Origin of the sequence: Streptomyces sp. KL2 (assembly GCF_046529545.1) — a bacterium.
Classification (GTDB): domain Bacteria; phylum Actinomycetota; class Actinomycetes; order Streptomycetales; family Streptomycetaceae; genus Streptomyces; species Streptomyces radiopugnans.
The window spans coordinates 4,267,913-4,291,507 of the sequence record NZ_CP127170.1; the positions used below are offsets into that span (position 1 = coordinate 4,267,913).

Annotated in this window: 23 protein-coding genes and 1 tRNA gene; 14 read left to right on the forward strand and 10 right to left on the reverse strand. The window is 72.3% G+C overall.

What is annotated here, in order from left to right:
• Window positions 1-24: 24 nt before the first annotated feature.
• A complete protein-coding gene (locus tag QPK52_RS19145; protein ID WP_410538693.1) occupies window positions 25-315 on the forward strand; it encodes a hypothetical protein in 291 nt (96 codons plus the stop codon).
• 104 nt (window positions 316-419) lie between these two features.
• Here the strand turns inward: QPK52_RS19145 and aceE are convergent, their stop codons facing one another.
• Window positions 420-3,152, reverse strand: a complete 2,733-nt coding sequence (gene aceE, locus QPK52_RS19150) for a pyruvate dehydrogenase (acetyl-transferring), homodimeric type (RefSeq protein ID WP_410538694.1) — start codon at window positions 3,150-3,152, stop codon at window positions 420-422.
• Between the two features lie 420 nt (window positions 3,153-3,572).
• On the opposite strand from aceE, the gene QPK52_RS19155 reads away from it, so the two are divergent.
• From QPK52_RS19155 to QPK52_RS19180, 6 genes are all read left to right on the forward strand, one after another.
• Window positions 3,573-4,013, forward strand: coding sequence for a DUF3052 domain-containing protein (locus QPK52_RS19155; protein ID WP_093654740.1), 441 nt, complete (start codon window positions 3,573-3,575; stop codon window positions 4,011-4,013).
• Between the two features lie 143 nt (window positions 4,014-4,156).
• Entirely contained in the window at window positions 4,157-4,615 is a 459-nt protein-coding gene (locus tag QPK52_RS19160) for a peroxiredoxin (RefSeq protein WP_410538695.1), read from the forward strand.
• Between the two features lie 104 nt (window positions 4,616-4,719).
• Complete coding sequence (locus tag QPK52_RS19165; RefSeq protein WP_410538696.1) at window positions 4,720-5,295, forward strand: TerD family protein; 576 nt, start codon at window positions 4,720-4,722, stop codon at window positions 5,293-5,295.
• Window positions 5,296-5,438: 143 nt separating this feature from the next.
• Window positions 5,439-6,014, forward strand: a complete 576-nt coding sequence (locus tag QPK52_RS19170) for a TerD family protein (RefSeq protein ID WP_410538697.1) — start codon at window positions 5,439-5,441, stop codon at window positions 6,012-6,014.
• Window positions 6,015-6,084: 70 nt separating this feature from the next.
• Window positions 6,085-7,254 (forward strand): DUF475 domain-containing protein, encoded by a 1,170-nt coding sequence (locus tag QPK52_RS19175; RefSeq protein WP_410538698.1) that lies wholly within the window; start codon window positions 6,085-6,087, stop codon window positions 7,252-7,254.
• A gap of 167 nt (window positions 7,255-7,421) precedes the next feature.
• Window positions 7,422-8,147 (forward strand): Tellurium resistance, encoded by a 726-nt coding sequence (locus QPK52_RS19180; RefSeq protein WP_410540394.1) that lies wholly within the window; start codon window positions 7,422-7,424, stop codon window positions 8,145-8,147.
• Window positions 8,148-8,220: 73 nt separating this feature from the next.
• On the opposite strand, the gene QPK52_RS19185 is transcribed toward QPK52_RS19180, so the two are convergent.
• Window positions 8,221-9,246: a TerD family protein gene (locus QPK52_RS19185; protein ID WP_410538699.1), complete on the reverse strand. Its 1,026-nt coding sequence runs from the start codon at window positions 9,244-9,246 to the stop codon at window positions 8,221-8,223.
• A gap of 180 nt (window positions 9,247-9,426) precedes the next feature.
• On the opposite strand from QPK52_RS19185, the gene QPK52_RS19190 reads away from it, so the two are divergent.
• From QPK52_RS19190 to QPK52_RS19205, 4 genes are all read left to right on the forward strand, one after another.
• On the forward strand, window positions 9,427-10,596 hold the full coding sequence (locus tag QPK52_RS19190) for an HpcH/HpaI aldolase/citrate lyase family protein (RefSeq protein ID WP_410538700.1): 1,170 nt from the start codon (window positions 9,427-9,429) through the stop codon (window positions 10,594-10,596).
• Complete coding sequence (locus QPK52_RS19195) at window positions 10,593-13,196, forward strand: phosphoribosyltransferase (RefSeq protein ID WP_410538701.1); 2,604 nt, start codon at window positions 10,593-10,595, stop codon at window positions 13,194-13,196. The genes QPK52_RS19190 and QPK52_RS19195 overlap by 4 nt, the downstream gene beginning before the upstream one ends.
• A 128-nt stretch (window positions 13,197-13,324) precedes the next feature.
• The gene (locus QPK52_RS19200; RefSeq protein WP_410540395.1) at window positions 13,325-14,065 is read left to right on the forward strand and encodes an HAD family hydrolase; all 741 of its coding nucleotides are present in this window, start codon (window positions 13,325-13,327) and stop codon (window positions 14,063-14,065) included.
• A gap of 14 nt (window positions 14,066-14,079) precedes the next feature.
• A complete protein-coding gene (locus QPK52_RS19205; protein WP_410538703.1) occupies window positions 14,080-14,751 on the forward strand; it encodes an O-methyltransferase in 672 nt (223 codons plus the stop codon).
• Between the two features lie 47 nt (window positions 14,752-14,798).
• On the opposite strand, the gene QPK52_RS19210 is transcribed toward QPK52_RS19205, so the two are convergent.
• From QPK52_RS19210 to QPK52_RS19220, 3 genes are all read right to left on the reverse strand, one after another.
• Complete coding sequence (locus QPK52_RS19210) at window positions 14,799-15,023, reverse strand: FmdB family zinc ribbon protein (protein ID WP_410538704.1); 225 nt, start codon at window positions 15,021-15,023, stop codon at window positions 14,799-14,801.
• Window positions 15,024-15,142: 119 nt separating this feature from the next.
• Window positions 15,143-16,450, reverse strand: a complete 1,308-nt coding sequence (locus tag QPK52_RS19215; protein ID WP_410538705.1) for a hypothetical protein — start codon at window positions 16,448-16,450, stop codon at window positions 15,143-15,145.
• Window positions 16,451-16,500: 50 nt separating this feature from the next.
• Entirely contained in the window at window positions 16,501-17,283 is a 783-nt protein-coding gene (locus QPK52_RS19220) for a hypothetical protein (protein WP_410538706.1), read from the reverse strand.
• Between the two features lie 172 nt (window positions 17,284-17,455).
• On the opposite strand from QPK52_RS19220, the gene QPK52_RS19225 reads away from it, so the two are divergent.
• Window positions 17,456-17,530, forward strand: a tRNA-Val gene (locus tag QPK52_RS19225).
• A gap of 832 nt (window positions 17,531-18,362) precedes the next feature.
• Window positions 18,363-18,923 (forward strand): cysteine hydrolase family protein, encoded by a 561-nt coding sequence (locus tag QPK52_RS19230; RefSeq protein WP_410538707.1) that lies wholly within the window; start codon window positions 18,363-18,365, stop codon window positions 18,921-18,923.
• 171 nt (window positions 18,924-19,094) lie between these two features.
• Here QPK52_RS19230 and QPK52_RS19235 read toward each other — a convergent pair whose 3' ends face one another.
• On the reverse strand, window positions 19,095-19,646 hold the full coding sequence (locus QPK52_RS19235) for an adenine phosphoribosyltransferase (protein ID WP_410538708.1): 552 nt from the start codon (window positions 19,644-19,646) through the stop codon (window positions 19,095-19,097).
• A gap of 148 nt (window positions 19,647-19,794) precedes the next feature.
• Between QPK52_RS19235 and QPK52_RS19240 the strand changes: the two genes are divergently transcribed.
• The gene (locus tag QPK52_RS19240; protein WP_410538709.1) at window positions 19,795-20,019 is read left to right on the forward strand and encodes an e9imm peptide; all 225 of its coding nucleotides are present in this window, start codon (window positions 19,795-19,797) and stop codon (window positions 20,017-20,019) included.
• A gap of 131 nt (window positions 20,020-20,150) precedes the next feature.
• Here QPK52_RS19240 and QPK52_RS19245 read toward each other — a convergent pair whose 3' ends face one another.
• The 4 genes from QPK52_RS19245 to QPK52_RS19260 all read right to left on the reverse strand — a co-directional run bounded on the left by QPK52_RS19245 (window position 20,151) and on the right by QPK52_RS19260 (window position 23,538).
• Entirely contained in the window at window positions 20,151-20,774 is a 624-nt protein-coding gene (locus QPK52_RS19245; RefSeq protein ID WP_410538710.1) for an SMI1/KNR4 family protein, read from the reverse strand.
• A gap of 174 nt (window positions 20,775-20,948) precedes the next feature.
• Window positions 20,949-21,323 carry a VOC family protein gene (locus tag QPK52_RS19250; RefSeq protein ID WP_410538711.1) on the reverse strand — a complete coding sequence of 125 codons (375 nt, stop codon included), beginning with the start codon at window positions 21,321-21,323 and terminating at the stop codon, window positions 20,949-20,951.
• A 285-nt stretch (window positions 21,324-21,608) separates the two neighbouring features.
• The gene (locus QPK52_RS19255) at window positions 21,609-21,890 is read right to left on the reverse strand and encodes a hypothetical protein (protein WP_410538712.1); all 282 of its coding nucleotides are present in this window, start codon (window positions 21,888-21,890) and stop codon (window positions 21,609-21,611) included.
• Window positions 21,891-22,023: 133 nt separating this feature from the next.
• On the reverse strand, window positions 22,024-23,538 hold the full coding sequence (locus QPK52_RS19260) for an alpha/beta fold hydrolase (RefSeq protein ID WP_410538713.1): 1,515 nt from the start codon (window positions 23,536-23,538) through the stop codon (window positions 22,024-22,026).
• Window positions 23,539-23,595 lie beyond the last annotated feature (57 nt).

The following is a 23,595-nucleotide window of genomic DNA, read 5'->3' on the forward strand; positions in this document are numbered from 1 at the left end:
GGTCCGACGACCCTGGGAGGGAAGATGACGGGCACGCGGTACTTCGAAGGCAAACGGCGCGGCGGCGGGGATCTCACCGGGGACGAGCGTTCGACGTTCGGTGTCATCGGCGCGGTCTGCGCGGTCGTCGGGCTCTTGGTGATGGGGTTCGTGCTCGGTCCCATCGCGATGGTCTGCGGCTGGCTCGCCATGGGGCGCCGCTGGAACACCCGGTCGAAGGCGGCGGTGGTGGCCGTGGTCCTGGGCGCGCTGGACACCGTCTTCGGCCTGATATGGGTCTTCGCCGCCTCCGGTTCGTGGGGGCTGTGGGCGTGACGGCGCGCTATGCGTGACATGCCTCGGCCCCGGCATGGAAGCCGGGGCCGAAGCATGTCACGCGGCACGTCGGCGCGGCCCGCGACCGCAGCAGCGGCCGGGGGTCAGGCGTCCCCGCCCGCCGGGCCCGGGTCGGCGGCGGCCACATCGAGCAGCCGGTACCGGTCGATGGCCTGCTTGAGCACCGAGCGGTCCACCTTCCCCTCCCCGGCCAGCTCGGTGAGCACGCCCAGGACGATCGACTCGGCGTCGATGTGGAAGAAGCGCCGTGCCGCGCCGCGGGTGTCGGCGAAGCCGAAACCGTCCGCGCCCAGCGACTGGTAGCGGTTCGGCACCCAGCGGGCGATCTGGTCGGGCACCGAGCGCATCCAGTCCGAGACGGCCAGCACCGGGCCCTCGGTCCCCTGGAGCTTGCGGGTCACGTACGGCACGCCCTGCTCCTCCTCCGGGTGCAGCAGGTTGTGCTCCTCGACCGAGACGGCCTCGCGGCGCAGCTCGTTCCACGAGGTCGCCGACCAGACGTCCGCCCGGACGTCCCAGTCCTCGGCGAGGATGCGCTGCGCCTCCACGGCCCAGGGCACCGCCACGCCGGAGGCGAGGATCTGCGCCGGGATCGACCCGGCCTCACCCTGCCGGTACCGGTACAGCCCCTTGACGATGCCCTCGACGTCCACGCCCTCGGGCTCGGCGGGCTGCTTGATCGGCTCGTTGTAGACGGTCAGGTAGTAGAAGACGTCCTCGGCGTTCTCGCCGTACATACGCCGCAGGCCGTCCTGCACGATGTGGGCGATCTCGAAGCCGAAGGCCGGGTCGTAGGCGACGCAGGCCGGGTTGGTGGAGGCCAGGAGCTGGGAGTGGCCGTCGGCGTGCTGCAGACCCTCGCCGGTCAGCGTGGTGCGGCCGGCCGTCGCGCCGAGCACGAAGCCGCGCGCGAGCTGGTCGGCCATCTGCCAGAACTGGTCGCCGGTGCGCTGGAACCCGAACATCGAGTAGAAGACGTAGACCGGGATCAGCGGCTCGCCGTGGGTGGCGTAGGCCGAGCCCGCGGCGATCAGCGAGGCCGTGCACCCGGCCTCGGAGATGCCGTCGTGCAGCATCTGGCCGTTGGGGGACTCCTTGTACGCCAGCAGCAGCTCGCGGTCCACCGACTCGTAGGTCTGGCCCAGCGGGTTGTAGATCTTGGCCGACGGGAAGAACGAGTCCATTCCGAAGGTGCGGTACTCGTCGGGGGCGATCAGCACGAACCGCTTGCCGATCTCCTTGTCCCGCATCAGGTCCTTCAGCAGCCGCACGAACGCCATCGTGGTGGCGACCTGCTGCTGGCCGGAGCCCTTCTTCACCGTGGCGTAGGTCTTGTCGCCCGGCAGCACCAGCGGCTTGGAGCGGTCCACGCGCCGGGGCGTGAAGCCGTCCAGCTCGCGCCGCCGGTCGTGCATGTACTGGATCTCCTCCGAGTCCCGCCCCGGGTGGTAGTAGGGGGGCAGGCCGGACTCCAGCTCCTTGTCGGAGATCGGCAGGTGCAGCCGGTCGCGGAAGCGCTTGAGGTCCTCGACCGTCAGCTTCTTCATCTGGTGGGTGGCGTTGCGGCCCTCGAAGTTCGGGCCGAGCGTCCAGCCCTTGACCGTCTGCGCCAGGATCACCGTCGGCTGGCCCTTGTGCTCCCGGGCCGCCTTGTAGGCCGCGTACACCTTGCGGTGGTCGTGACCGCCGCGACCCAGGTGCAGGATCTGCTCGTCGGTCATGTTCTCGACCATCTTCCGCAGCCGGTGGTCGCCGCCGAAGAAGTGCTCGCGGATGTACGCGCCGGTCTCGGTGGCGTACGTCTGGAACTGGCCGTCGGGGGTGGTGTTCAGCTTGTTGACCAGCACACCGTCGCGGTCCTGCGCCAGCAGCGGGTCCCAGGAGCGGTCCCAGATGACCTTGATCACGTTCCAGCCGGCGCCGCGGAAGGCCGACTCCAGCTCCTGGATGATCTTTCCGTTGCCGCGCACCGGGCCGTCGAGCCGCTGGAGGTTGCAGTTGACCACGAAGGTCAGGTTGTCCAGGCCCTCGCGGGCGGCCAGGGAGAGCTGCCCCAGGGACTCGGGCTCGTCCATCTCGCCGTCGCCCAGGAAGGCCCACACATGGCAGTTGGAGGTGTCGGCGATCCCGCGCGCCTGCATGTAGCGGTTCATCCGGGCCTGGTAGATCGCCCCGATCGGGCCGAGCCCCATGGAGACGGTCGGGAACTCCCAGAAGTCCGGCATCGACCGCGGGTGCGGGTAGCTGGACAGACCGTCGGGCGCCTTCGACTTCTCCTGGCGGAACCCGTCGAGCTGTGCCTCGGTGAGCCGGTCCAGCAGGAAGGCGCGGGCGTAGATGCCGGGAGAGGCGTGGCCCTGGAAGAAGATCTGGTCGCCGCCGTCACCGCCGTCCTTGCCGCGGAAGAAGTGGTTGAAGCCCACGTCGTACAGCGAGGCAGAGGAGGCGAAGGTGGCGATGTGGCCGCCCACCCCGATGCCCGGCCGCTGAGCGCGCGAGACCATCACGGCCGCGTTCCAGCGGGTCGCGTTGAGGATCTTGCGTTCGATCTCCTCGTTGCCGGGGAAGAACGGCTCGTCCTTGGTCGCGATGGTGTTGACGTAGTCCGTGCTGCGCATCTCCGGCACGGCCACACGCTTCTCGCGGGCGCGCTCGATGAGGCGGAGCATCAGGTAGCGGGCACGTTCCCGGCCCCGCTCGTCGACGGCGGCGTCGAGCGAGTCGAGCCACTCCCGGGTCTCCTCGGGATCGAAGTCCGGGACCTGGCTGGGAAGGCCACCAATGATGATCGGGTTGCGATCGGATCCGGAAGCCACGCTGTTCCTTCGCTGTTCGGTCTTGCTCTGCTGGGATGTCGCGCCGTCTCCCATCGTGTACCGCCGGGGCGGATACGTCATCTCTACCGAGGGGTAACCCCGCTCCGTGAGACGCCCGGGTGCCCGGGCCGTTGCGGCCGGGGCGTGAGTCGGCCGAACGGCAACCCTACGCCCAAGAGGGCCGCGGTCCACGCACGGTCGTTCGACCCTGGCCTTATTCGCCATTGATTGGGGCAAAATAGGCGTACGGGTGTGCCGTGCACCACAGCGGTTCAGGTGGTGTGAGGCGACACGTCAACGTTTGGGCGGGATCAGCGGCCGGGTACTTGCGCGATCGGTCCGGCCCGTGTGGACTACGCCCAATGCTCCGCGCGCCCGCGCGGGCACCAGCTACTTTCGAAAGATGACAGGAGGCAATCCGTGAGCGCGACCGCGGACCACGCGGAGGAGCGGACCAACCCCGCCGCGAGGCTGGGTTTCCAGCCCGGGCAGGTGGTCCAGGAGCTCGGTTACGACGACGACGCCGAGCAGGCCCTCCGCGAGGGAATCGAGGCCATCACGGGCCAGGAACTCGTCGACGAGGACTACGACGACATGGCCGACGCCGTGGTGCTGTGGTTCCGCGAGGATGACGGCGACCTGACGGACGCGCTGGTGGACGCCATCACGTTGGTCGAGGACGGTGCCCCGGTCTGGCTGATGACGCCGAAGACCGGGCGGCCCGGGTACGTCGAGCCGAGCGAGATCGGCGAGGCGGCCCAGACCGCGGGCCTGGCCCAGACGAGCACCGTCAACGCCGGCAAGGACTGGACCGGCAACCGCCTGGTCACCCCGAAGACCGCCCGCACCGGCAAGCGGTGACCCAGCACTGACCGCTCCCGGCCTCCCGAGGGCCGGGCCGAGCCCCCGTACGGCACCCGCCGCACGGGGGCTCGGCGCTTTTCGGGGGCCCAGGGGCCCTGCGTAGGGTGGGGGCGTCACCTACACCGAAGGGAAACGCGTCCATGGCGATCGAGGTGGGCAACAAGGCCCCGGAGTTCGAGCTGAGGAACCAGCACGGCGAGACCGTGCGGCTCGCGGACTTCAAGGGGGAGAAGAACGTCGTCCTGCTCTTCTACCCCTTCGCCTTCACCGGGGTGTGCACCGGCGAGCTGTGCGCCCTGCGCGACGAGCTGCCCCGCTTCGTCAACGACGACGTCCAGCTCCTGGCCGTCTCGTGCGACTCCCCGTTCACGCTGCGCGTTTTCGCGGAGCAGGAGGGGCTCGACTACCCGCTGCTGTCGGACTTCTGGCCGCACGGCGACACCGCGCGCGAGTACGGCGTCTTCGACGAGGAGAAGGGGTGCGCGGTGCGCGGGACCTTCATCATCGACAAGGAGGGCGTGGTGCGCTGGACGGTGGTCAACGCGCTGCCCGACGCACGCGATCTGAACGAGTACGCGAAGGCCCTCGAAAGCCTGTAGAGCTCTGCGAACGCCGGGAACCGATCACTAGGATCGGCTCGTTATCGAACGGCATCCACGCAACAGGGGCACATCGTGCTCCTCATGACCAACCGGGAGGACTCGTGGGAGTCAGCCTCAGCAAGGGCGGCAACGTCTCGCTGACCAAGGAAGCCCCCAACCTGACCGCCGTGATCGTCGGTCTCGGCTGGGACGCCCGCACCACGACGGGCACGGACTTCGACCTGGACGCCAGCGCGCTGCTGACGAACACCGAGGGGAAGGTCGTCTCCGACCAGCACTTCGTCTTCTTCAACAACCTCACCAGCCCCGACGGCTCCGTGGAGCACACCGGTGACAACCTCACCGGTGAGGGCGAGGGCGACGACGAGGTCATCAAGGTGAACCTCGCGGGAGTGCCCGCGGAGGTCGCCAAGATCGTTTTCCCGGTGTCGATCTACGAGGCCGAGACCCGCCAGCAGAGCTTCGGCCAGGTCCGCAACGCCTACATCCGCGTGGTCAACCAGGCCGACAACAAGGAGCTGGCGCGCTACGACCTGAGCGAGGACGCCTCCACCGAGACCGCCATGGTCTTCGGTGAGCTGTACCGCCACGGCGCGGAGTGGAAATTCCGGGCCATCGGCCAGGGTTATGCCTCCGGGCTGCGCGGCATCGCGCAGGACTTCGGGGTGAACGTCTGAGACCTGTCGGTCACCCCCTGCCGTCGGTCGGTTCCATCCGATCCCGGCAGTCTCCGGCGCCGCAGACTTCCATGCCCGGGAGGTATGCGGCGCCGGGTGTTCCGGGAACACTGGGCGCATCGCATCGGGAGAGGATCAGCAACATGGGCGTCACGCTCGCCAAGGGGGGCAATGTCTCCCTCTCCAAGGCCGCACCGAACCTGACCCAGGTCCAGATCGGTCTGGGCTGGAAGGCCCGCTCCACCACGGGCGCGGACTTCGACCTGGACGCCAGCGCGCTGCTGTGCGCGGGCGGCCGGGTGCTCGGCGACGAGTACTTCGTCTTCTACAACAACCTCAGGAGTCCCGAGGGATCGGTCGAGCACACGGGCGACGAGCTGGTCGGCGGCACGGGCGGCGACGACGAGACGATCCTGGTGGACCTCACCCGGGTGCCCCAGCAGGTCGACAAGGTGGTCTTCGCGGTGTCGATCCACGACGCCGAGACCCGGCGGCAGAGCTTCGGCCAGGTCACCGACGCGTACATCCGCGTGGTGAACCAGTCCGACGGCAACGAGCTGGCGCGCTACGACCTCACCGAGGACGCCTCCTCCGAGACGGCGATGATCTTCGGGGAGCTCTACCGGTACGGGGGCGAGTGGAAGTTCCGGGCCGTCGGCCAGGGGTACGCGTCGGGGTTGCGGGGCATCGCCCTAGACTTCGGAGTAAACGTTTCGTAAAGCAGGCCGCGCAGCGGCTCCACCACCCACGGTGTGGGGGGATTCCCACCGAGAGAAGATTGGGTAATCAGTGGTTCTAAGGACATTCGGCTGGTCCTTCGGCGTCACCGCCGCCGGGCTCGTCACCGCCTTCTTGTTCGGGGGGTGGGAGGCGTTCGCCCTGGTGGGAATCCTCTCCATCCTGGAGATCTCGCTGTCCTTCGACAACGCCGTCGTCAACGCCGGCGTGTTGAAGAAGATGAACGAGTTCTGGCAGAAGATCTTCCTCACCATCGGCATCCTCATCGCCGTGTTCGGCATGCGCCTGGTGTTCCCCATCGTGATCGTCTCCGTCTCGGCCCAGCTGGGGCCGATCGAGGCGGTCGACCTGGCGCTCAACGACCAGGAGCGGTACGAGCAGCTGGTCACCGACGCGCACCCGTCGATCGCGGCCTTCGGCGGCATGTTCCTGCTGATGATCTTCCTCAACTTCCTCTTCGACAAGGAACGCGACATCCACTGGCTCAAGGTGATCGAGCGCCCGCTGGCCCGCTTCGGGCAGGTCGAGGGACTCGCGGTGGTCGTCGCCCTGATCGCCCTGCTGCTCTCGGGATCCGTTCTGGGCACCCACGCCGTGCTCTACGACGGACACGCCGACGAGTCCGCGACGGTCTACCTCGCGGGCATCGGGGGCCTGCTCACCTACCTCATCGTCAACGGCCTCTCCAGCCACTTCGAGAACAAGATCGAAGAGGACGAGGAGCAGGAGCACGAGGCCGAGGAGGCCGCCCGGCGCGCGGGCAAGCAGGCCCCGGTCGTCCTGCTCGCCGGCAAGGCGGCGTTCTTCATGTTCCTCTACCTGGAGGTACTGGACGCGTCCTTCTCCTTCGACGGCGTCATCGGCGCCTTCGCCATCACCAACGACCCGGTCGTCATCGCGCTCGGCCTGGGCATCGGCGCGATGTACGTCCGGTCCCTGACCGTCTACCTGGTCCGCCAGGGCACGCTGGACGAGTACCGCTACCTGGAGCACGGCGCCCACTACGCCATCGGCGCCCTGGGCATCCTGCTGCTGATCACCATCAGGTGGCACGTCAACGAGGTCATCACCGGCCTCATCGGCGTCGCGCTGATCGGTACCGCCTTCTGGACCTCCCTGCGGCACAACCGCAGGGACGCCCTGCAGGGCGGAGGCGAAGGCGAGGGCGGAGGCGAGGGCGGCAGCCCGGCGCGGAAGCCGGAAGTCCCCTCGGGCGTGTGACGGCGGCCCGATTGCGGAACGCTCTGTGCGGGGGCGGCCACGAGACGTCTCGTGGCCGCCCCCGCGGCGTGACGCCGCAGACACGGTCATGGCACGGTCATGGGACGGTCCGCTCGGAGTGGGGGTAGGAAGTCATGGTCTCCCTGTGGGAGAACTGGCGCAGTGGCATGCGCAGGGGTCCGAAGTTCGACACGGTCGGCGGCTCGACGACATACGCGGTCGAGCTGACCAAGCGGCACTCGGCGATCTCGCTCACCCGGCAGGGCGCCGACAGCGGTCATCTGCAGATCAACCTCTCCTGGCGGATGCGCTCGTCCGACTTCGACGGACGGCGGCGGAGCGGCGGTCTGCTGCGCAACCCGCTCCAGGCGTTCAAGCCCGAGCCGGTGCAGGGGCACACCCAGGGCATGGTGACGGTCGACCTCGACCTGGCCTGCATGTACGAGTTGAAGGACGGCTCCAAGGGCGTCGTCCAGCCGCTCGGCGAGCTGCTGGGGGAGATCAACGCACCCCCGTACGTCAAGCTCAGCGGAGACAACCGGTTCGGCGGCTCGTCGGGCGAGACCATCTACGTCAACCTCGACCACAAGGACGAGATCAAGCGGCTGCTGGTCTTCGTCTACATCTACGACGGAACCCCGGCGTTCGACCGCACCCACGCCGTGGTCTCGCTGATCCCCAGCAACGGCCCGCGCATCGAGATCGGCCTCGACGAACGCGCCCCCGAGGCCCGCTCCTGCGCGGTGGTGCTGATCGAGAACGACAACAAGGGACAGCTGGTGGTCCGCCGGGAGGTGCGCTACGTCTACGGCTTCCAGTCGGAGCTCGACCGGCTCTACGGCTGGGGCCTGCAGTGGGGGCGCGGCTACAAGAAGAAGGCGGGCCGGGCGTGATCCGCGGCCGGGCCCGTGCGCTCCCGCGCGGGCCCGGAGCGGCCCGCGCGGGCAGGTGCGCCGGCCGGCTCGGCTAACGACCCACGAACTGCGGCCCCTGCGGCGGCAGGGTGAAGGCCGGGTCGGGCGTGCCGGGCCGGTGGGCCGGGGGCCGGGCCGGCGGCGGTGGCACGTGCGGATAGCCGTACGCGGGCTGCGCCGGGGGGACCCCCGGCGCAGGCTGAGGCGCGTGGGGCTGCGGGTAGCCGTAGCCGTGGCCGGGCCCCGGGGGCGGCCCGGCCGGCACCGGGGCCGTCGGGTGCGACGCCGCCGCGGGCTCCGGCTGGGGCTCGGGTCCCGGCTCGGGGCTCGGACCGGGCTGCGGCTCCGGCTCGGGCAGCGGTTTCGGCCCCGGGGTGGGGCCGGGGACGGGGCGCGGCGGCGGAGGGTTCGGCCCGGGCGGCGGCTCGGGGTGCGGCTGCGGCTCGGGACGGGGCTCGGGCATCGGGTCCGGCGGGGGGAAGCCCGGCTCCGGGGGCGGCTGCGGGATCGTCTGCTCCGGCTCACCGGGAACGGCCGACTCGGCCTCCTCCACCGAGATGCCGAAGTCCGTCGCCAGTCCGACCAGCCCGGTGTCGTAACCCTGCCCCAGCGCGCGGAACTTCCAGCCCTCCCCTCGCCGGTACAGCTCGCCGCAGATCAGCGCCGTCTCCGAACCCGTCTCGGGGCGGATCTCGAAACGGGCGACCGTCTCACCGCCGTCGGCGTCAACCACCAGCAGCACCAGGTCGCGTACGTCGGCGAAGGTGCCGCCGTCGGCCGACGCGGACAGCATCACCCGGTCCACGGACGGGTCGAGACGGCCGAGATCCACCTCGATCGAGTCCGTCAGCCCCTCCGGCTCGCGCCTCTTGGGCAGGTACCGCACCAGCCCGGAGGGGTGCCGCGGCTGGTTGTAGAAGACGAAGTCCTCGTCGGAGCGCACACGTCCGTCCGCGCCCAGCAGCAGCGCGGAGGCGTCGACGTCGAGGACGCCCGTGCCCGGTGTCCAGCGCAGTACGGCGCGCACGGCCGTCGCGTGGAGCTGGATGTTCGACCCCTTCAGCATCGCGTGCGTCATAGCGCCATCCTGCCTGTCGCGGCCCGCCGGTACAACGTGGGTGCCTCGGCACCCCGGGTTTATGCGTAAGTAATGCTATGTTCATGCGTTCGAGTAACTTTTGAGCCACGTGCGTGCTTACGATGATCGGCCGGATCTCGCTCATGAGAGTCATGGGGCCGGTGACGGAACGGGGGTCCTGTGCGGCACTTCGGTCACCTTTCGCCGCAGGTGCGGCGAGAACTGTTCCACAAGGAACCGGCCGAGTTCTCCTCGCAGTCCCCGGCCCGTCTGCTGTCGGTGGCCCTCGGCGCCACCCTCTACAGCCCCGCCACCCGCCCCCGGCTCGCCGACGACGTGCTCAAGCAGGCCCGGCGGGGGGTGGTCTCCATGGTGCTCTGCCTGGAGGACTCCATCGACGACGCCGAGGTGCCCGGCGCCGAGGAGAACCTGGTCCGGCAGTTCGCCGAGCTGGCCGCCGCCTCCGGCGCCGGTTCCGCCGAGCCCCCGCTGCTGTTCGTCCGCGTCCGCGAGCCCGCGCAGATCACCTCCCTGGTCCGGCGCCTGGGGCCCAGCACCCGCCTGCTGTCCGGTTTCGTGCTGCCCAAGTTCACCGAGGAGCGCGGCATCCCCTTCCTGGAGGCGCTCACCGCCGCCGAAGCCGACTGCGGGCGGCGGCTGTTCGCCATGCCCGTCCTGGAGTCCCCCGACCTCCTGCACCTGGAGACGCGGGCGGAGACGCTCACCGGGATAGCCCGCACCGTCGACAAGTACCGCGACCGGGTCCTGGCGCTCCGCCTGGGCGTCACCGACTTCTGCTCCGCCTACGGACTGCGCCGCAGCCCCGACATGACCGCCTACGACGTGCAGATCGTCGCCTCGGTGATAGCCGACGTGGTCAACGTGCTCGGCCGGGCCGACGGCACCGGCTTCACCGTCACCGGGCCCGTGTGGGAGTACTTCCGGCTCCAGGAGCGGATGTTCAAACCGCAACTGCGCCAGAGCCCGTTCACCGGCCGCGCCGAGGAACTGCGCGCCGCGCTGATCGAGCACGACATGGACGGGCTGCTGCGCGAGATCGACCTGGACCGGGCCAACGGCCTGCAGGGCAAGACCTGCATACACCCCTCCCACGTCGCGCCCGTCCACGCCCTGTCGGTGGTCAGCCACGAGGAGTTCAGCGATGCCACGGACATACTGCGCCCCGAGCGATGCGGTGGCGGAGTGCTGCGTTCCGCGTACACCAACAAGATGAACGAGGTGAAGCCGCACCGGGCCTGGGCCGAGCGCACCCTGCTGCGGGCCGAGGCCTTTGGCGTCGCGCGCGAGGGCGTGGGGTTCGTCGAACTGCTGGCGGCTGGGAGCATATGAGCCACACGGACGAGGACGACCACGGCCATGACCGAGGCCAGGGCGAGGGGTACGGCAGGGTGACGCAGGCGGCGGACGCGAACGGACGCGCGGGCGAACGGGAGACCGGAGCACCGGGAGGGACGGCCGAACCCGGCACCGGGCAGCGGCGCGGGCCGAGCGGGCCGTGGCCCGGCGAATGGGTCGCCCGGCGGCTGGGGGTACGGCTGGAGGCCCCGCCCGGCGAGGAGGACGGACGACTCCGTGACCTGCTCGGCCTGGCCCTGCGGCGCAACCCCCGCCGGGCGCACCTGCTGGTCTCCCAGGTGCTGGGCAAGCACGTCCCCCAGCTCCCCGGGATCGTCCACGGCACCGGCCTGGACCTGGGCAGACGCGTCGGCGAACTGCTGGGCGCGGACGCCGGCCGCGCGGTCGTCCTGGGCTACGCGGAGACCGCCACCGCCCTCGGCCACAGCGTCGCCGACGGCCTGGGCACCGCCCCCTGCCTCCACTCCACGCGCCGCGCCGTCCCCGGCGCGGAGCCGGTGGGCGGCTTCGAGGAGGAGCACTCCCACGCCACCTCCCACCTGCTGCTGCCGGAAGACCCGGAGCTGCTGGCCGGAGGCGGGCCGCTGGTCCTGGTGGACGACGAGTTCTCCACCGGTACCACCGTCCTCAACACCATCACCGCACTGCACCGCGCCTTCCCGCGCGAGCGGTACGTGATCGTGGCGCTGACCGACCTGCGCGGACCGGAGGACCGGGCCCGGCTGGAGAAGTTCGCCGCCGACCTCGGCGCCCGTGTCGACGTGGTGGCCCTGGCCACCGGCACCGTACGCCTGCCCGACGGCGTACTGGAGCGCGGCGCCGCCCTGGTCGAGGCACACGAGGGCCCGCCGCCGCGGCCCGCGCCCGGATTCGGCCCGGAACAGGTGCACCGTGTCGACCTGGGCTGGCCGCAGGGCCTGCCCGACGGCGGGCGGCACGGCTTCACCCCCGCGCACCGCGCCCGGCTGGAGGCCGCCCTGCCGGCGATGGCCGACCGGATCGCCGCCCGCCTCCCCGAGGGGGCGCGCAGGGTGCTCGTCCTGGGGTGCGAGGAGCTGATGTACGCGCCGCTGCGGCTGGCCGGCGCCCTCACCGGCGCCACCGATGCCGAGGTCCGCTACTCCACCACCACCCGTTCGCCCGTCCTGGCGGTCGACGAGCCCGGCTACGCCATCCGCACCCGCCTGGTCTTCCCCGCCCACGACGACCCCGCCGACGGCACCCCCGGCCGGCCGGGCGACCGCTACGCCTACAACATCGCGGGCCAGGGCTTCGACGCCGTAGTCGCCGTCGTGGACTCCGCCGCCGACACCCCCGCCCTCCACGCCCCCGACGGCCTGCTGGCCCACCTCGCCGCCCACACCGGCCGGGTGCTGCTCGCGGTCGTCCCCTCCCACCGGCCGCTGCCCGCGCCACTGCGCGGCCCGCACTTCTCCTCCTACGCGCCCGAGGACGTCGGCTGGCTGCTCCAGGACCTCTCCGATGTCACCCTGGAGGCGCCCACCGAGGAGCGCGAGGAGGCCATCCAGTCCGGCGGCGCGCACTACGCCGAGTCGCTGCCGGTGGAGTACCAGCCCAGCCGGGAGTACCAGCGGCTGTTCCACCAGGCGCTGGAAGCCTCCGCGGACCGGATAGCCCGCGCCGTCGGCGCCGTCACCGACACCCTGCTCACCGAGCGGGGCGGCCTCGGCGGCGCGGGAGACCGGGGCGGCCGTGAGGGCGGCATCGTACTGGCCTCCCTCGCGCGCGCCGGTACGCCCGTCGGGGTGCTGATGCGCCGCTGGGCCCGGCACGTGCACGGCCTGGACCTACCCCACTACGCCCTCTCCATCGTCCGCGGCCGCGGCATCGACACCACCGCCCTGCGCTGGCTCGCAGCCCACCACGACCCGGCCGACGTGGTCTTCGTCGACGGCTGGACGGGCAAGGGCGCCATCACCCGCGAACTCGCCGACGCCCTGCGCCCCTTCCCCGGCTTCAGCCCCGAACTCGCCGTCCTGGCCGACCCCGGCGGCTGCGTGCGCACCTACGGCACCCGCGAGGACTTCCTCATCCCCTCCGCCTGCCTCAACTCCACCGTCTCCGGGCTCGTCTCGCGCACCGTGCTCCGGGCCGACCTCGTCGGACCCGACGACTTCCACGGGGCCAAGCACTACCGCGAACTGGCCGGAGCGGATGTCTCCGGTCTCTTCCTGGACACCGTCGCCAGCCGCTTCGACGCCGTACGCGCCGACGTGGCCGCGGACGTGGCGGAACTGCTCGCCGCCGACCGCGCCCCCACCTGGGACGGCTGGAGGGCGGTGGAGCGCATCAGCGACGAGTACGGCATCGGGGACGTCAACCTCGTCAAGCCCGGCGTCGGCGAGACCACCCGGGTGCTGCTGCGCCGCGTCCCCTGGCGCGTACTGGCCCGGCGCGGCGCGGGCGCCGACCTGGACCACATCCGGCTCCTCGCCGAGCAGCGCGGCGTACCCGTCGAGGAGACCGACGACCTGCCCTACTCCTGCGTCGGCCTCATCCACCCCCGCTACACGCGCGGCGCCACCGGCGCCGACGGGAGGGCCGCCCGATGAGCCGCCCGACGAGCCGCCCGGCGGCCGGCGCCGCGACCGGGCCCGCGGCCCCGGAGCGGCACACGGCCCTGGTCGCCAGCGACCTGGACCGCACCCTCATCTACTCCGCCGCCGCCCTCGGCCTGACCATGCCCGACGCCCGGGCCCCGCGGCTGCTGTGCGTGGAGGTCTACCAGTCCAGGCCGCTGTCGTACGTCACCGAGACCGCCGCCGCCCTGCTGGCCGAACTCGCCGCCCGGTCCGTCTTCGTCCCCACCACCACCCGCACCCGCGAGCAGTACGGGCGCATCCGCCTGCCGGGCCCGCCCCCGCGCTACGCGATCTGCGCCAACGGCGGCCACCTGATGGTGGACGGCGAGTCCGACCCCGGGTGGCACGCCCGGGTGCGGCGCGCCCTGGAAACCGACTGCGCGCCGCTCACGGAGGTGCGCGCCCGCATGGTGGGAGCCGCCGACCCCGGCTGGCTGCTCAAGGAACGCGTCGCCGAGGACCTGTTCGCCTACCTCGTCGTCGACCGCGAGAAGCTGCCCGACACCTGGGTGAAGGAACTGGCCGACTGGGCCGGACCGCGCGGCTGGACGGTCTCCCTCCAGGGCCGCAAGCTCTACGCCGTGCCGCGCCCGCTCACCAAGAGCGCCGCCGTCGCCGAGGTCGCCCGGCGCACCGGCGCCGAGCACGTCCTGGCCGCCGGCGACTCCCTCCTCGACGCCGACCTGCTGCTGGCCGCCGACACCGGCTGGCGGCCCGGCCACGGGGAACTGGCCGACCTGGGCTGGACCGCCCCGCACGTCACCGCCCTGCCCGAGCGCGGAGTCGCGGCAGGGGAGCGCGTACTGCGGGAGTTCCTCGCGCACACCGGGCGGGCCTGAGCGAGGATGCGGGCATGACATCACCGGCATCCCGCGACAAGCGCCCCCTCCAGACCGCCGAGCTGTACAGGTACGTGCTCGACCACAACCCGCCGCTCGACCCCGTCCTGCGCGACCTGGTGGAGACCACGCACGCCCGCTTCCCCGACCGGGCCGGGCTGCAGTCGGCCCAGGAGCAGGGCCCGATGCTGGCCTTCCTGGTACGGCTGGTCGGCGCCCGCCGCGTCGTGGAGGTCGGCACCTTCACCGGCTTCTCCGCCCTCGCCATGGCCCAGGCCCTGCCCGAGGACGGCACGCTCATCGCCTGCGACATCTCGCGCGAGTGGACGGACCTCGGACGCGAGGCATGGGCCAGGGCGGGGGTGGCCGACCGCATCGACCTGCGCCTGGCCCCCGCCCTGGACACGCTGCGCGCCCTGCCCGCCGAGGAGGGGATCGACCTGGCCTACCTCGACGCCGACAAGGAGAACTACATCGCCTACTGGGAGGAGCTGGTGCCGCGGATGCGGCCGGGCGGACTGATCGTCGCGGACAACGTGCTCTTCCACGGCGAGGTCGCCGACCCGGAGGCCACCGGCAACGCCGCTGCGATCCGGGCCTTCAACGACCATGTCCTCGCAGACGACCGGATGGAGTCGATCATGCTGACGGTCGCCGACGGCGTGACCATCGCGCGCAGGCTGTAGCCCGCGCGCGGCCGCATCCGCCGGCCTTCCCCACCGGCCGCCTCACGTCAGCCGCAGCAGCCGCCCCCGCAGCACCCTCCGCCCCCGCCGCCCGCGCTCGGCGCCGGGGCGGAGGACCGGGCGGCGGCGCCGCCCACGGCGACGGTGGACAGCAGCTTCACCGTGTCGTCGTGGCCCTCCGGGCAACTGGCGGGCGCACCGGACTCGGCCATCGGGCGGTTCACTTCGAACGTGGTGCCGCAGGCGCGGCAGCGGAACTCGTATCGGGGCATACGAGCAGGATAAGCGGCGGCCCGGCGATCGCGGGAAGCCTGTGGACAGCGGCCGCGGCACCACGGCGGGACCGGGCCGCGCGCCACCGGGCCGTCCACGGCCGCGTGCACCGCGCGGCTCAGCCGCCCGCCGCCCGCTCCTCGCGTATCCGGCGCACCACGTCCGCCACCGTCTCGCGGATGGCGTCCAGCTCCGTCACAAAGCCCCACCAGTCCGGATGCCGCCCGGACAGCCCCGCCACGGCCCGCTCCAGCCGGGCCACCGCGCCGTCCAGCGGACCCGCGTGCCGGGGATCGGGGTGGCTGCGCCCGGCCATCGCCAGCCGCTGGGCGTCCCGGATGGCGAAGCGTGTCCGCTCCACCTCACCGCTGTGGTCGAAGGAGACCTCGTTCAGCCGCCGCAGGCGCTCACCGGCCGCCGAGACCGCCTCGTCGGCGTCGTTCAGCAGCGCCCGCACCGTCGACAGCCGGGCGGTGGCATCCGCCCACCGCTGCTCCTGCCGGGCGGTACGCGCCTCGGCCAGCTTCTCCTCCGCCTGCCGCACCGCGCCCGCCACCTGCTCCGGCACGTTCTGCAGGTCCTCCCAGCACGCGACGGTGAACCGCCGCCGCAGCTCGCTCAGCACCGGTCCGACGTTCTCCGCCCGGTGCCGCAGCGCCTCGGCTCGGGTGCGCAGGGAGGAGAGCCGCCGGTCGGTCTCGGCCGCCCGCTCCGGCAGCAGCTCGACCTCCCTGCGCACCCCCTCCGCCTCCCGCAGCACGCGCTCGGCCCGCTGAAGGGTGTCCCGCACGCCGTGGCGCGCGGCGCCCTCGTTGAGTCTGGTCAGCTCGGGGGAGAGGGCGGCCAGCCGGGCCGCCGCCTCGTCGGCCCGCAGCCCGGCGGCGCGTACGGCGTCCAGCGCCTTCGTCGCGCCCAGCAGCGCCTGCCGGGCCCGCTCCACCTCCGGGGCCAGCCGGGCGAGCTGCGTCTCGGCCTTCTCCAGCAGCGGACCGAGCCCCTGGCCGAACCGCTCCAGGTCCGCGCGGGTGCGCTCCAGGTCCTCCCGCGTCCCGTCCAGGGCCCGGCGGGCGCGGAAGGCGGCGTCGCCGTCCAGCTCGTCGCGCTCCAGGTCGTGGGCGTCCACGGTGGCGATGTACTCGTGGCTGACCTGGTCGATCCGCCGCCCGAACTCGGCGAAGTCCTCGACGGCCCGGCGCGCGGCCGGGGAGTCGTCGACGGCCGCGAGGGTCTCGATGGAGATCCGCAGATCCCGCTGGGCGGTGTCCAGTTCGTAGAAAGCGGTGGCCGCCGCGTCCTTCGCGGCCTGGGCCTCGGCGCGCCGGCTCTCGGCGCGCCCGCCGCCTCCCCAGCCCCAGCGGCGTGCGCCGCCGTTCATCGCCGCCACGTGTGTCCTCTCCCCGTACGCCCTCGCCGGCCCGGCTGCCATTCTCCCACCCGGCCCAGGGGAACACACGAGGGGCGATCGGGGCGATCACCTCACGACCGGTCCTGCCGGCTCGCGGGGCGTACGGTCACATCGCCGCCTGCGGCGCGGGCGGTGATGGCGGGGTCACCCACGCCGCCCCGCGGCACCTCCACCCGGGTCCCGCCGTTGTCGGCCGCGGCGTCCACGCGGTACGCGGCGCGGGGCACCTCGACGGTGACCGAACCGTTGCGGCCGCGGGCCTCCACCCGCTCCGGCACCCGCACCAGAACCAGCCTCAGCCCGCCGTCGTCGGCCTCGGCGGTCACCTCGCGGGAGCCGATCCCGGTGGCCTCGACGGAGCCGTTGTCGCCGCTGAGCTCCAGAGGCCCGGTGACATCGCGGACCCTGATCCCGCCGTTGTCGGCAAAGACCGCGAGCGCCTCACGGAACCCACGCGCGGTGACGTCCCCGTCGCGGCCCTCGATCCGTACCGCGAGCCGGTGCGGCACCTCCACCCGGTGCCGGATGTCGCAGCTCGCGAGCCCGGAGCAGGCGGGCCCCAGCGAGAGCGTCCCGCCCTCCATCGACCACCGCGCCCCGGTGCTGCCACCGTAGGCGATCCCGTCGAACCACCGGGTCACCCGTACGTCGGCCCGGTCCGCCGCCACCACCTCCACGGGGGAGTCCTCGACCTCGACCACCAGCGTCTCCGCCTCCTTCCCGACCTCGAAGACCCGCTGCTCGGGCGGCACGTCACCGGCATCCACGCACCCGGCCACCCCGGCGGTGGCGGCGACCGCGAGGACGACGGCGACCAGGGCGCGTACGGTGCTGCGGCGGGTCTCGGTGGTCATGGACGGTCTCCGTATCCGTTCGGCGGGGCTGCCCGGCGGCGCCCTGTCGACGCTATGGACTCCCGCCCGCCGACGGCATCCGGCGCCCCACCGGACCCGGGGTGGGGACAGCCCCCGCCTCCCCGCGTTTGTGGCACACACGGCGCGGCACGGTACGCTGTGGGCTCACCCCGGGCGCATAGCTCAGCGGTAGAGCGCTGCCCTTACAAGGCAGATGTCGGCGGTTCGAACCCGTCTGCGCCCACCAGGGAGAAGCCCCCGGCCGAACGAGGCCGGGGGGCTTTGACATCAGGTTCTGATGTTGCCAGCCGTGGCCGGGCCGTCGCGCGGCTACAGGCCCTCCACGTTCAGCTCGTCCGCCAGGGTCCGCGGGGTCGCGGGCGGCTGGAGGGAATGGAGCAGTTCGACATGGCCGCCCTCGACGTCCCGCCGAACACGGGCCTTGCTGGGATCCGACGGCTGCTCGACCGGGGAGAGGCCGAGTGGTGGTGGGGCGTGGAGGAGGATGTGTCACCGAAGCACGGTCGGCAGTCCCACCAGGCCGATGAGGCACCCGCATGCCGTGGGTTCTGTCCCGCTGTCGTACAGCAGCGGAGTACCGCAACCAGCGCGACCGCAGCCGACCGTCAACAGCCCCGGACGGCCGACTGACCTGGCGAGAAGGCCTCGGGGCCGTTCCGCCGGTGGTTCGCATCGAGGAGGCATGGCGCGGCTCTCGGGCCGTGCCACTCTCGTGTCAGAACGGGCGGAGACCCACGGGGAATCGAGGTGTGGAGCAGGCAGCATGGCCGCACTGCGCCAAGCCAGGGAACCCGCAGCTCGGGCCCGCGAGCGCCCTACCTCGCCCCCCAAGCGGTGATTGCTCGCCCGCCTGCCGTCCACCAGCGCCGTCCACCAGTGCGCTGCCGTCTTCGGCGAAAGCCGTGCAGGGCAACGTCATTCACCATGCGTCGCACGAACTGCCGGCTGAGCGCCTGCGCCCGTCCTATCCTGCCCGACAGACACACCACCGACCTGCCCGAGGGCGCGGAGAACCCGGCCCGTCCCAACGCCGAACCGACTTCGTCACCGGAGACGACATGAGCAGCGCCCTTCTCGTGATGGACGTCCAACAGGCCGTCGTGGACATCGCCGACGACGGTTCCGGGTACCTGCCACGCCTTCGCAGGGCGATCGACGGAGCCCGGGCGGCCGGCATCCCCGTGATCTACGTGGTCATCGCGTTACGTCCCGGCTTCCCGGAAGTCGGCACGCGCAACAGGGCTCTCACCGCCATCGCACGGTCCGGCCTCTATGTCGAGGGCGCCCCCGGCACCGAGATCCACCCCGAGGTCGCGCCCCGGCCGGGCGACGTGGTGGTCACCAAGAGACGAGCGAGCGCGTTCTCGGGCAGCGATCTCGACGTGGTGCTGAGGGCGCGCGGTGTCGAGAGCCTCGTGCTCACCGGCATCGCCACCAGCGCTGTGGTGCTGTCCACCCTGTGCCACGCGAACGACCTGGACTTCGGCCTCACCGTCCTCTCCGACGCCTGCCTGGACACCGACCCGGAAGTGCACCGGGTCCTCGTCGAGCGACTGTTCCCGCAGTGGGCGGCTGTCGTCACCGTCGACGACTGGCTCAAGACGATCCCGTCTCAATAGCGGCACGCCAGGTGGACGACAACACCGGCGGTTGGCTGCGGAGCGGGCGGGTGGGGTTTCGTGGTCGTGGGCCAGGCGGCGGTGGTGCATGAGCCGGACCAGGGTGCGTTCGACGACCCGGCGGCGGGGCCGGACGGTGAAGGTGTGGCTGGAGGCGCGCCGCTCGCGCCTTCACCCCAGTTCCCGATCCCGCAGGAGTCCTCGGAGGCCGAGGTCGCGACGTGCGGAGGGGTCGGTGCCGTCCACCAGGACGACCGCCCCCGCCCAGGTGGCGCCCGAGTCCTCCACCAGACGGCGTGCTGCCTGGGCGGTGGCGGAGGTGTCGGCCCAGTCGTCCACGAAGAGCACCCGGTGCGCGGAGCACAGCCGGCGGCGCCGTATGCCCCACTCGACGGTACGGCCCAAGTGGTCCGGTGGCGTGCTGCGCAGCAGGACCTGGTCCCCCAGTTCCGCCTCGCTCAGCCCTCTGCGCATCTCGACGAAGCCCGCACCCAGGGAGACCGCCACCAGAGGCCCGAGGAGAAACCCCGTGGCCTCGGGTGCGAGTACGGTCGTGATCCGGTCCCGGGAGGAATGCAAGTCGGCGAGCGCGGGCCCCAGTTCGCCCAGGACGGACGGGTCGGCCCACCACTGGGAGACATCCGCCCGGCCCTCCTCGCTTCGCCAGGCGAACGCCTCCCGGAGCCGGTGTCGGAGATCATGGTGCTTGTGCTGCTTGCCCACGAGCGGCATGGTCTCACCAACTCGGCAGCGATACGGGAGGGGAAGCCGGGCGGGCTGGACGTCCGTCCGCCGCGCGGACGCGGACCGATCACGGCCTGGCGGACAGGGCGGAGCTCCGCATCACCCCACATCGGACGGAGGACCACGTATGACCGGTCGTGGCATGACCCGCGAGGAGGCACTTCTCCTGGTGCGGCGCCTGATGGAGGGCGACTACGCCGACGAGGCCGAGGGCGATGCGCTGGTGGACGAGCTCGAACGCGGCCTGGCCTGCCCCCACGTGGGCGACTACCTCTACTGCGACCGGGGGCCTGAGATCACCGCCGACGAGGTGGTCGACCGAGCCCTGGCATACCGGCAGGCCGCCCGGTGACGGTCATCCGGCAGGACGCGCCTGAGCGCGCCCGACCGCAGCGCCGAGGTGGGGATGTGCCTCGCTGATCGTGGTGTGCGTACCGCCGCCCGGACCGGGGCGGACCGGGGTCCCCCGTCTGCGGGGCCCGGTCACCGCAGCGGTGCGAAGTCCCAGGACAGCCTGTGTTCTTCGTCCACCACGGGTGTGTGGCCGTCGAGGGACTCGCCGGTCTCGAGGGATGTGGCGATCCGCTCCATGAGTACGGGCAGGGACGTCCACATCTCGTGTGACCCGCGCATGACGCCTTCCACGGCCTCGACTTCGTGGACGCGCCCCCGGTCGGTCCCGGGACGGTGGTCCAGTACGAGGCAGCCTCCGCGGATGTCCCGCGCGATGGGGATCAACTGCGGATGTCCGTACAGGGCGCTGCTGATCCCGGTCTTCATGAAGTGGTGGACCACCTCCTCCTCTCCCTCCTCATCCGCCGCACGCTTGTCGTAGAAGCCGGTGAGGAGTCTCCACTCGGCCGCTGTCTCGCGTGCGCTCAACGGTCTGTAGGAGCCCGGCAGCAGCCAGGAACGCTGGTCGAGGAGGCCGTCGTGCCGCAGCAGCGACTGCACCAGGGGTCTCAGCAGTGGTCGGCCGACGAGGCGTTCGACTTCGGCGATGTCCGCCGGATCCGCGGGCGGCGCCAGCGCGGTGCGGGTCGCCGGGGCGCGTCCGGCCAGCCAGCCCTCGATTCGCGTCCACGACTCACTGATCGGTGCTGTCATGGCAGGGCATCCTGTCACCCGGTGCTGACAGCCTCCGGGGAGCGGCCGGACGGTGGCCGTGGGCTCGGCCCGTACGGCCCGGGGCCGGCCCCGGGCCGTACGAGGTAACTCGGCGGCGGCAGGCGGCGCATCACCGCCTGGTGTCAGCGGCCGTGGCCGGCCGCGCCCGCCCGGTTACAGATACGGCCGGGTGATCAGTTCGATCGCGTGGCCGGAGGGGTCCTTGAAGTACACCCCGCGGCCACCGTGTTCGTTGTTGGTCTCGCCCGGGCGCCGCATCTGCGGATCGGCCCAGTGCTCGACACCGCGCTCGCACAGCCGCCGGTACGCCCGGTCGAACAGGTCGTCGTCGACCAGGAACGCGTAGTGCTGCATCTGGATCTCCACCGGCGGCTCGGCGAACTGCAGCAGCACGCCGTCGGTGAGCTGGATGTTGGTGAACACGCCCCAGGACGGTGCTTCCGGCAGTTCCAGGAGCTCCCGGAAGAACCGGGCCGACTCCTCGCGGTCCCTGGCGGCGATGATGGTGTGGTTGAAGGTGACTGTCATTCGGCTGACCTCACTGTCGCTCGGCACGGAGAGATGGACTCGCGGTGCGCGGGCGCGGGGAGGTCCGCGTGCCGAACCGTGGGGGTGCCTTCCGCGCCCCCGCCGTGCGGTCAGCCCTCCACCGGATAGCCGATCCGTGTGTGGCGTGGCGCCGGTCCGGTGTTCACGTCGGGCGACGTTACTCGGTTCCGCCGGCTACGCCAACAGGGAGTGGGAGCGGTCCGTTCACGGAGCGCGGCGACCGCCTTCAGGGCTGGGTCGGAGCCGCCAGGGGGCTGCCGGGCGTCATACGCAGTCGCACGAAGCCCCGTAGAGGACCAGGGCGACGAGAACGAACGCGGTGACGGACACCGTGGTGAGACGCCCGCGCCGGACGGGCCCCGCGGGCCGGAAGACCTCCCGTGCGCCGTAGCCGGCGAGAAGCAGGAAGCCGCCGAGCGAGCCGCCCGCGACGAGGGGGCTGATCCTCCAGCCCGCCAGGAAGACGGCGGCTCCCGCTGCGAGGACGAGGCAGGCGACCATGGCGAGCACCGCCTCGAACAGCACCTCGCCGATGAAATCGGCCACGCAATCGCCTGCCTTCCTGGCCGCACGCGCGACGCGTCCCCCCGCCACGTGACCGCACCTCTTCCGCTCGGAACGAGAACCCCGTACGGGAGAGGACTCCCGGCGGCCCGCCGAGGGTTCCGCCGCGGGCGGGTCAGTTCCTCAGGTGGCCCATTACGGACCGCACCGCACGGTCCACGGCCTGGCGGGCCGGTTCGGTGTGGTCGACGGTTTCGAAGCCGTGGTGGCCGCCGGGTACGTCGATCACCTCCACGGCGGCCTCGCGGTGCTCCGCCGCGACCAGGAACTCCTGGACGGTGGCAGCGAGTTCGGGGAGTTCCAGTTCCACCCGGGTCAGCACCACCGGCAGCCGTCCCGCGGTGCGCAGCGCGGTCGCGGGATGGAAGCGGGAGGCGTCGACCGGCCAGCCCGGCGGGGGAGCGAGCAGGGGGTAGGTGGCCGCCACGCAGCGCAGCCACGGCGGCGGCGCGGCCAGCCAGTCGGCCGACAGCAGCCCGCCGCCGGAGAAGAACCACAGCGCGATCCGGTCCCCGTCCACGCGAGGGTCGGCCCGTACGAGGCGGACGGCCTCGCGGACGTCCTCGGCGGCGCGCCCGTAGTCGGCGATGCCGTGCAGCCGGTGGTCCACCGTCGCGCCGACCGCGCCCAGGCTCGCCGCGTACCGGGCGTAGCCGGTGAAGATGGGCCAGTCCCGGGGGGTCGGGCGCGCGTCGGGCGGAACCGGGCCGCCGTGGACGAACACCACCGCCGGGCGGGGTTCGTCGGCGCCGGGCAGATGGAGGTCGACCCGTCCCGTCCGCTCGCGGCGCGCCTGCGGCACGTCCACGATGAACGGTCGCAGATGCGCGGGCCGTTCGTCCGACGGCGGGGAGATCCGGCGCCCCTCTCCGGCGGCGGCCCGCAGCAGCACGCCGGCCAGTTCGCCGGGGGCGGAGAGCATCGGCCAGTGCCCGGTGGCGAGTTCGAAGAAGCCCACCCGGGGGTCGGCGAGCGCCCGGAAGCGGGGGTCGCCCAGGCCCACCATGGCCTCGATCGCGGCGATGCCCGGTCCGTTGGCGGTGCACAGGACGCCTGTCGTCGGCATCTTCGACACGGCCTCGGTCAGCCGGAGCGGCTGGGTGAGCGTGCCCGCGGGCTGGGGTGCGGCGAGGCGGGCCAGCCGTTCCAGCGCCTCCCCTGGTACGCCGGCGGTGCTGCCCCAGCGCCGCCAGCCGTCCGGGGACGGCGGAGGGAGCAGCCCGTCCCCGGGCCCGCCGCCCCGCCCGGTCTCGCGCGGGAGCCGCTCGCGGACCGTGCCGTCCGGCACGAGGGCGAGGGCCGGGTCGCCGTCGCGGGGGACGCCGGTGTCCAGGTGGACGATCCGGGCGATCCGCTCCGGGCGCCGTCCGGCGGCGCCGAGCACCGGGTGGATGCCGTAGCAGTGCCCGACGAGCACCACCCGTGGCGCGTCCAGCCCGTCGATCAGCCGCACCAGGTCGCCGATGTGCGTCTCCAGATCCGTGCCCGGTCCCGCCGGATCGCCGGGGCCGCCCATGCCGGTGAGCGTCACCGGGTACGCCCCGGCCCCCGACCCCCGCAGCCGGGCGGCCACCTCCTCCCACACCCAGCCGCCGGTGTGGGCGCCCGGCACCAGTACGAACGCCGTCATGGCCGTCTCCTCCCCGCCTCTTCCGAGCGCGGGCCGCCCGCGCTCGCCGATACGGTA